Raw genomic sequence first — 8694 nt, forward strand, 5'->3', positions numbered from 1 at the left:
TTTTTAATTTAAACTAAAATTATTTATTAAATTAAGGTATAGAGCGGGAAACGAGATTCGAACTCGCGACCACAACCATGGCAAGGTTGTGCTCTACCAAACTGAGCTATTCCCGCTAAAAAAAATTTAGATAATTGTTTTATCATATTAAATTTAACTTTTATTTGTCAATCTATTTTAGATAAAAATTTATTTTTATTAAAAATAAAATCTTTATAAAATTTTAATTCATTTATAGATTCATATATATCATAATATGCATTATGTTGATGTTTTTTTTTTTTTAATTTAGAATAAATTTTAGGTTTCCATCTTTTAATGAGTTCTTTAATTGAACTAACATCAATATTTCGGTAATGAAAGTATTTTTCTAGTTTAGGCATATAATTACATAAAAATATACGATCTTTATAAATACTATTGCCACATAAAGGTGTAGTATTAGGTTTAATATAAGATTTTAAAAAATTTAAAATATATTTTTCTGCTTTTACTTCATTAAAATTACTATTTTTAATTCTTTTAATTAAACCAGTTTTTTTATGTGTGTTTTTATTCCATGAGTCCATACTATTTAAAATAGTATCTGATTGATATATTGGTAAAACTATTCCTTTATTTATAATATCTAAATTATTATTAGTAATAATTATAGCAATTTCAATTATATAATCCTTATTAGGATTAAGTCCAGTCATTTCTAGATCTAACCATATTAAATAATTATTAATTTGCACGAAATATCCTTATATTTTTAATTTAAATTTTTCAATACTATTATATATATTTTTTATATATTATATTAAATTATTTCATAATAATAATTAATCATAAAATGAAAAAAAGAATATATATATATATACAAAATTTATTACCAAAACTATTAATTACAAAATTTTTTGGATATATTTCAAAAAAAAAATTTAGTATAATAACTACTTTTTTTATATTTTTATTTATTAAAATAAATAAGGTAAATATGAAAGAAACAAAATATCCTGATATTTTTTATTATAAAACTTTTAACAAATTTTTTATAAGAAAATTAGATATGAATAATAGACCGATTGACAATAATAAAAATCACATAGTTCAAAATACAGATGGGATTATTAATGAGTTAGGTATTATAAAAAAAAATAAACTTTTACAATTTAAAGGTTGTAAATATTTTTTATACGACCTCTTAGGTAGAGATAATAATTTAAATAATATTTTTACTAATGGATATTTTATTAATATATATTTAGCACCTAGAAATTATCATAGAATACATATGTCTTATAATGGTTTTTTATTAAAAATGATATATATACCTGGAAAATTATTTCCTGTTAATAAAATATTATCTGAAAATTTATGTAATTTATTTATTTTAAATGAAAGAGTAATTTTTTTATTTAAAACATCTTTTGGTTTCATGGTTAAAATTTTAATTGGTGCACAAATAGTAGGAAGTATTTATAATTCATGGTATGGCCTAGTTCTTCCTTCTAAAAAGAATAAAATAAAAACTTGGAACTGGCCATATATTAAAAATTGTTATAAAAAAGATTTTATTTTTTTAAAAAAAGGAGAAGAAATGGGGTACTTTAATTTAGGATCAACTGTTATTACCTTATTTCCACCTAAAACAATTAAATTTAATTCTATTTTAAAAAAAGGATTAAATATTAAAATTGGAGAATTATTAGCTCATATTATTTAGTAATAAATTTTTAACATTAAATGTTAAGCATTTTTTATAGAAAAACTAATAGATTTATGAATAGATTTCTTTTTTAATAAAAACATAATAAATCTGTCTAAACCTATTGCCATACCTGAATAATTTGGAATGCCATATTTTATTGCTTTTAGCAAATAAGTATCAATTTTTTTAATTGGTAAACCAATTAATTTACGTTTTTTATTATCTTCATTAAATCTTTTTTTTTGCTCTTTATAATTAGTTAATTCATGAAATCCGTTACCTAACTCAACACCTTTAAAAAATATTTCAAATCTATTTGCTATATTTTTATTTTTTATATTTATAGTTTCAGTAGTTTTTTGAGAAGAAGGAAAATTATATATTAATACAGGATATTTTATCCCTAATTTAGGGACAATATATAAATCAAATAATATTTGTAAATAATCATCTGTGATTAGAGTATTACTTTTATTTTTTACAAAACCTATTTTTTTTATTAGAAATAATAATTTTTTTTGATTTATATGAAAAGGATCTATTTTCAAATATTTTAAAAAAATTTTTTTATATGAATATTTTTTAGGTTTATGAAATCCAAATTTTATAAAAAAATTATTTGTTTCTTTCATTAATTGTTTTAAATTATAATTTTTGTGATACCATTCTAATATAGTAAATTCAGGGTTATGATATTGACCTAATTCACTATTACGAAAACTATGACATATTTGATAAATTGAAGCATTTATTTTAGATGCAATTATTCTTTTCATGTGAAATTCAGGACTAGTAATTAAAAATAATTTTTTTTTATTTTTATTATTAATAAAATTTGTACTAAATTGTTTTAAATAAATACTTGTATTTTCAAATTGAGTTAATATTGGAGTTTCTACTTCAATAAAATTTTTTTTATCAAAAAATTTTCTGATTTTTTTTATTATAATAGCACGTTTAATTAAAACATTAATATTTGCACTGGTTAAGTAATTTAAATTTTTCATATTGTTTTTTTAAATTTATATATTTTATTTATTTAAAACGAGAAATATATTTTTTTTTTCTTGTATCAATTTTAATAATATCGCCAGTTTTAATAAAAGATGGAACTTTTATTATTTCTCCATTACTAATTATGGCTTGTTTATTATTGTTTACTGAATCTCCTTTTAAATTTATATTTGTATTTATTACTTTTAAGTTTAAAAAATTAGGTAATGTTAAAAATATTGGTGATTGATTCCAAAATGTTATGACATATTCATACTGAGTAATTAACCATTTTTTTTTATTTTTGATAATTTTACTATGAATTATAGTTTGTTCAAAATTATTTTTATCCATAAAATAATAAAAATAATTTTTTTCATTATATAAATATTTTAATTTTTTTTCTAAAATATCTGCTGTATTCAAATTATCAGTAGATTTAAATGTTTTATCAATTAATTTTTCTGTAATTAGATTTCTCATTTTTATTCTTACAAATGCTTGTCCCTTTCCTGGTTTCACAAATTCACTAGATTCTATAATATAGGGTTGATTTAAAAAAATAAATTTCATCCCAATTCTAAAATTATTACTATAATAGTTAACCATTTTTATTCTTTTTAAAAAAAAAATATTAATTTATAATAATATATATTTATAAAAATGAAATTATTTTATGAAAGAATTATGGTTAAAACAATTATCAAATAACATTAATAATAATATTGATCTTATCAAAATCACAAAAATAAAACAAAAAGATAATCCTCAATTTTTATATAAAAAAAAAAACATTTTTTTCAATGTGAAAATACCCATAATTTTTCTGAAAAAAATAGAAAAAAAGAATCCTAAAGATCCTATTTTACTACAGTTTATTTTTAATAAAAAAGAATTAATTCAATATAAAAAATATAATAAAAATCCATTAAATGAAAAATTTATTATTCCAGGAATGATTCACAAATACAAAAATAGAGTATTAATATTATTAACAGGAATTTGTGCAGTACATTGCAGATATTGTTTTCGTAAAAACACCAAAAAAATTAACTCAATTACAATATGTAATTGGAAAATAATAATTAAATATATAAAAAAAAATTTTGAAATTAATGAGATTATTTTTTCTGGGGGAGATCCTTTAGTCTTAAATGATAAAAAAATAAATTTTTTTATTAATGATATAAATAAAATACCTCATATTAAAATATTAAGAATACATACCAGAATAATATGTATTCTTCCTCAAAGAATTTCTAAAAATTTATTAAAAATATTTAGTAAATGTAAATTTCATATTGTAATAGTTACACATATTAATCATTCTAATGAAATTAGTGAAGAATTATTTGAAAAAATTAATTTTTTAAAAAAAAGGAGAATAACTATTTTGAATCAAAGTGTTTTATTAAAAAATATAAATGATAATTATAAAATTTTAGTTAATTTAAGTAATAACTTATTTAATATTGGAATATTACCTTATTATTTACATCTTTTAGATAAAATAGAAGGAAGTAAACATTTTTATGTATCTGAAAATAAAGCTAAAAAAATCATGAAAAAAATATTATTATTTTTACCAGGATTTTTAGTACCTAGATTAACTAAAGATATTTATGGAGGAAAAAATAAAAAATTTATCATTTAAAAAAATATAAAGGTTTAAAATAAAAAAGCTGTGCCGAAAATTAATGCACAGCTAATACTAGTAATTTAATAAAAAATTACATCATACCACCCATACCACCACTCATACCACCTGGTGGGGTATTAGATATTTCTGATTTTTCATCTTTTGGTAAATCTGTAACCATACATTCTGTTGTAATCATAAGACCTGCTACAGATGCAGAATATTGTAATGCTGATCTTGTTACTTTAGTTGGATCTAAAATACCAAATTTAATCATATCTCCATATTCTTCATTTGCAGCATTATATCCATAATTACCATGACCATCTTTAACATTATTTGCAATTACTGATGGTTCTTCTCCAGCATTAGAAACTATTTGACGTAAAGGAGCTTCCATTGCTCTTAATGCTACTTTTATACCCATATTCTGATCTTCATTTTGACCAGTTAAATTCATTAATTTAGCAGCTACTCGTACTAATGCTACTCCTCCTCCTGCAACAACACCTTCTTCTACTGCTGCTCTTGTAGCATGTAAAGCATCTTCTACTCTAGCTTTTTTTTCTTTCATTTCTACTTCAGTTGCAGCACCAACTTTTAATACTGCTACCCCACCTGCTAATTTTGCTACTCTTTCTTGAAGTTTTTCACGGTCATAATCAGAAGTTGCTTCATCTATTTGTTGTCTAATTTGATTAACACGACCTGAAATATCATTTTGATTACCAGTACCATCTATTATGGTTGTAGTATCTTTATTTATAACTATTTTTTTTGCTTGTCCTAAATCTTCTAATGTAGTTTTTTCTAACTCTAAACCTACTTCTTCTGAAATAACATTACCACCTGTAAGAATTGCAATATCTTGTAACATAGCTTTTCGACGATCTCCAAAACCAGGAGCTTTAACAGCAGCAACCTTTACTACTCCACGCATAGTATTAACTACTAAAGTAGCTAAAGCTTCCCCATCAACATCTTCAGCTATGATTAATAATGATTTACTTGATTTAGCAACCATTTCTAAAATAGGTAAAATTTCTCTAATATTAGAAAGTTTTTTATCTACTAATAATAAGTATGGATTATCAAGTTCTACAGTACCAGATTCTGATTTGTTTATAAAATATGGTGATAAATATCCTCTATCAAATTGCATTCCTTCAACAACATCTAATTCATCTTGTAATCCAGTACCTTCTTCAACTGTAATAACTCCTTCTTTTCCGACTCTTTCCATAGCTTGAGCTATCAAATTACCTACAGTTTCATCAGCATTAGCAGAAATAGTTCCTACTTGAGCTATAGATTTTGAATCTGAACATGGAACAGAAATTACTTTTAGTTCTTCTACAGCTGCTATAACAGCTTTATCTATTCCTCTTTTTAAATCCATAGGATTCATTCCAGCAGCAACAGCTTTTAAACCTTCACTTACAATAGATTGAGCTAATACACTAGCTGTAGTTGTACCATCTCCTGCTACATCATTAGCTTTGGAAGCAACTTCTTTTACCATTTGTGCTCCCATATTTTCAAATTTATCTTCTAGTTCTATTTCCCTAGCTACTGTTACTCCATCCTTAGTTATAGCTGGTGCTCCAAATGATTTATCTAATACTACATTCCTACCTTTTGGTCCAAGAGTAATTTTGACTGCATCTGCAAGTACGTTTACACCTCGTAACATTTTTACACGAGCATCATTACCGAATTTTACGTCTTTAGCTGCCATTTTAAATATTCCTTAAATTTATTTATATTAAATTAATTAAATTTTCTATAATTTTATTTATTTAATGACAAATTTTATTATTTAATAATAGCCAAAATATCACTTTCAGACATTATAAGAACTTCTTCATCATCAATTTTTTCTGTTTTTACATTATAACCATCATTAAATATGATTGTATCACCTTTTTTAACATCTAATGGTTTTACAATTCCATTATCTAATATACGTCCTTTACCTACTGCTAGTACTTCACCTCTTGTAGATTTACCCGCAGCAGAACCTGTTAAAACAATTCCACCTGAAGATTTAGATTCAACTTCTTTTCTTTTTACAATAACACGATCATGTAATGGGCGAATATTCATTAATAATTCTCCTTTTAAGAAGTTTAATTATCATAAACAATATTAATTTATTTTAAATAATGTGAACTGAAAGATAAGGACATATATTCTCTGTTTCAAGTCTTATACTAAAAAATTATTTTTTTACTAAAATTATTTTTTAAAAAATTTAATTTATATATAACTAAATATATATATAAAATATTATATATTTTCTTTATAAAATTTTATTTATTTTTTTTACAAAAAATATTGACGTTTAATGATAAATATTGTCATAATATAAAAATATTTTAATATATGCCCGAATAGCTCAGTTGGTAGAGCAGTGGACTGAAAATCCCCGTGTCGGTGGTTCAATTCCGCCTTCGGGCATTTTTATTTTGTTATTAAAATGTTTTTCATACCTTTTTCATAAATAAAAAATGCAGAAAAAAAAATTTTCTGCATTTTTTATTTAAATTTTATATAAAAAATTACTTATTGAATATAATTTTTTTTTTAATTGATATATTTTTAATAATTTATTTTTTAAAAGTAAATTATAGATAAAAAATTTATTTTTACAATTATGTAATCCATGTTTAAGACAATAATTATATTCATAATTACGATTATTATCGTCTATAAAATAATGATTTTTATAAAAGTTATTTCTTTTTTTAGTTTTTTTACAAACTTTTAAAATTTTTATTTCTACATAACGATCTATTACTAAACATCTTTTTAAAAGTTTACGATTTTTGATTTTTTGACAATTTTTATTAATTAATAAACTACTACCTAATCCTTTTTTAATAATTATTTTTTTAAATAAATTTTTATTCTTAGATTTTAAATGTTTAATAACTTGTTTAACTCTTTTTTCAGATAAAATATTATCATTATCTTTTTCTAAATAATCAGAGTGACCTATAATTACAATTTGATTATCATTATTTTTAGATAAATTTTTATTTTTAATATTAATATCTAATATTTTATTTAATTTTTTTTTATTTTGTTTCCCTAAAACAGATTTATTAGAATTAAAATAAACTTTTGTTTTAGATAAAACATGACCATTTCCATAATTATTATAGTGATTATTTTTTACTTTTTTAATAAAAGATTTTATTGAAGGAACGTGGTATTTATCAGTAAATTTATATACTAAATTAAGAGTCAACATAGAATTGTTAGTTCTTTGACCTAAATCATCATCATATTTATTTCCTATATTACTTGAAAATTGATATTCTATTCTAGATGAAAGATTATTATTTATAATATATTCTCCTCCTAAAACAATTACTGGAGAAATACTATAATATTTATTATTTATATTTCTATTACCATTATTCTTATCAGATTGTTGATTAATTGATTGAGTAAATAAACCACCTAAACGACTATATAAATATACATTTTTAAATATAGGATATCTAAAATTAGATGTTAATTGGACACCTTTAGATTCAAAAAAATTTGTAGTTCCTTTATCTTCTATATTTTTTTTAACAATTCCTAGCCAATCAAAACCCATTTCAAAACCAAAAAAATTATTCGATTGATAACCAACAAATAATCCATTACCTATTTTATTAAATACGGTATATTTTTTATTATCAATATCTTTTCCTAATAATTTAATATTATCATATTGTGATAATCCAAATTTAGAACCAAAATACCAATATTCTTTAAAATTAGATCCAGCATTAGCAATATTATAAATATTCATTATAATCATTATAAAAATAATAGTTATTTTTTTCATTTTGATATAAACCCTTTATTATTATTAATAATATTTAATATTTACATTTTTAAAATATTTTTCAATTATTTAAAAATCTTAATAATCGAAAAAATACTTTTTTTATCTCTCTTTAATCTAATTAAAGAATTTTTAAAAATATTATTTTGCAATATAACTTGCATCCAAATTAAATTTGATTTAATTAATAATGATTTTAAGATAACACTACCTCTTATTATTTGCCATTTTTGATTTTTATTTTCTTTTATTTCTAATAAATCATTAAATAATGGAAAAATGTTTGTTTTACCTTCTAATAAGAATAATTGTTTCTTTTTCTTATTTTTAAATTTTAAAGCACTAATTAATTCTTGGCCTAAATAACAACCTTTATTAACATCAATTGCATCAAATTTCTCCATATTACTTTGTTGTGGAAAAAACAAATTACAATTTTCTTTATTATCAATGATAGGATAACCTATCTTCATATAAAATTTATTCCAAAAATTATTATTTTTTATAAAAATTATCTTTTTTATA

9 protein-coding genes and 2 tRNA genes are annotated in these 8694 nt (G+C 20.9%); 3 read left to right on the forward strand and 8 right to left on the reverse strand.

Annotated elements, in window-relative coordinates; genetic code table 11:
* Window positions 1–42: 42 nt before the first annotated feature.
* Window positions 43–116, reverse strand: a tRNA-Gly gene (locus GJU03_RS00855).
* A 51-nt stretch (window positions 117–167) separates the two neighbouring features.
* Window positions 168–737: an oligoribonuclease gene (gene orn / locus GJU03_RS00860; RefSeq protein ID WP_168918816.1), complete on the reverse strand. Its 570-nt coding sequence runs from the start codon at window positions 735–737 to the stop codon at window positions 168–170.
* A 98-nt stretch (window positions 738–835) separates the two neighbouring features.
* Between orn and asd the strand changes: the two genes are divergently transcribed.
* A complete protein-coding gene (gene asd, locus GJU03_RS00865) occupies window positions 836–1708 on the forward strand; it encodes an archaetidylserine decarboxylase (protein ID WP_168918817.1) in 873 nt (290 codons plus the stop codon).
* Between the two features lie 23 nt (window positions 1709–1731).
* Here the strand turns inward: asd and epmA are convergent, their stop codons facing one another.
* Both epmA and efp read right to left on the reverse strand, forming a co-directional pair.
* A complete protein-coding gene (epmA, locus tag GJU03_RS00870; RefSeq protein WP_168918818.1) occupies window positions 1732–2700 on the reverse strand; it encodes an elongation factor P--(R)-beta-lysine ligase in 969 nt (322 codons plus the stop codon).
* Between the two features lie 28 nt (window positions 2701–2728).
* Entirely contained in the window at window positions 2729–3295 is a 567-nt protein-coding gene (efp, locus tag GJU03_RS00875) for an elongation factor P (protein ID WP_168918819.1), read from the reverse strand.
* A gap of 67 nt (window positions 3296–3362) precedes the next feature.
* Here efp and GJU03_RS00880 point away from each other — a divergent pair, with 67 nt between their 5' ends.
* Window positions 3363–4340: a KamA family radical SAM protein gene (locus GJU03_RS00880; protein ID WP_168918820.1), complete on the forward strand. Its 978-nt coding sequence runs from the start codon at window positions 3363–3365 to the stop codon at window positions 4338–4340.
* Window positions 4341–4416: 76 nt separating this feature from the next.
* Here GJU03_RS00880 and groL read toward each other — a convergent pair whose 3' ends face one another.
* Complete coding sequence (groL, locus tag GJU03_RS00885) at window positions 4417–6063, reverse strand: chaperonin GroEL (RefSeq protein ID WP_168918821.1); 1647 nt, start codon at window positions 6061–6063, stop codon at window positions 4417–4419.
* A 77-nt stretch (window positions 6064–6140) separates the two neighbouring features.
* Window positions 6141–6431 carry a co-chaperone GroES gene (locus GJU03_RS00890; RefSeq protein ID WP_168918822.1) on the reverse strand — a complete coding sequence of 97 codons (291 nt, stop codon included), beginning with the start codon at window positions 6429–6431 and terminating at the stop codon, window positions 6141–6143.
* Window positions 6432–6712: 281 nt separating this feature from the next.
* On the opposite strand from GJU03_RS00890, the gene GJU03_RS00895 reads away from it, so the two are divergent.
* Window positions 6713–6785, forward strand: a tRNA-Phe gene (locus GJU03_RS00895).
* A gap of 82 nt (window positions 6786–6867) precedes the next feature.
* Here GJU03_RS00895 and GJU03_RS00900 read toward each other — a convergent pair.
* Window positions 6868–8169: an outer membrane beta-barrel protein gene (locus GJU03_RS00900; protein ID WP_168918823.1), complete on the reverse strand. Its 1302-nt coding sequence runs from the start codon at window positions 8167–8169 to the stop codon at window positions 6868–6870.
* Between the two features lie 65 nt (window positions 8170–8234).
* On the reverse strand, window positions 8235–8694 hold a 460-nt coding region (gene ygfZ / locus GJU03_RS00905), incomplete at its 5' end, for a CAF17-like 4Fe-4S cluster assembly/insertion protein YgfZ (protein WP_484489002.1).

It is taken from the genome of Enterobacteriaceae endosymbiont of Donacia bicoloricornis (genome assembly GCF_012567955.1).
Classification (GTDB): Bacteria; Pseudomonadota; Gammaproteobacteria; order Enterobacterales; family Enterobacteriaceae.

Bases quoted from the DNA above. Each gene is read 5' to 3' on its own strand.
- asd (WP_168918817.1), top strand. From the start codon at position 836: ATGAAAAAAAGAATATATATATATATACAAAATTTATTACCAAAACTA.
- epmA (WP_168918818.1), bottom strand. From the start codon at position 2,700: ATGAAAAATTTAAATTACTTAACCAGTGCAAATATTAATGTTTTAATT.
- efp (WP_168918819.1), bottom strand. From the start codon at position 3,295: ATGGTTAACTATTATAGTAATAATTTTAGAATTGGGATGAAATTTATT.
- GJU03_RS00880 (WP_168918820.1), top strand. From the start codon at position 3,363: ATGAAAGAATTATGGTTAAAACAATTATCAAATAACATTAATAATAAT.
- groL (WP_168918821.1), bottom strand. From the start codon at position 6,063: ATGGCAGCTAAAGACGTAAAATTCGGTAATGATGCTCGTGTAAAAATG.
- GJU03_RS00890 (WP_168918822.1), bottom strand. From the start codon at position 6,431: ATGAATATTCGCCCATTACATGATCGTGTTATTGTAAAAAGAAAAGAA.
- GJU03_RS00900 (WP_168918823.1), bottom strand. From the start codon at position 8,169: ATGAAAAAAATAACTATTATTTTTATAATGATTATAATGAATATTTAT.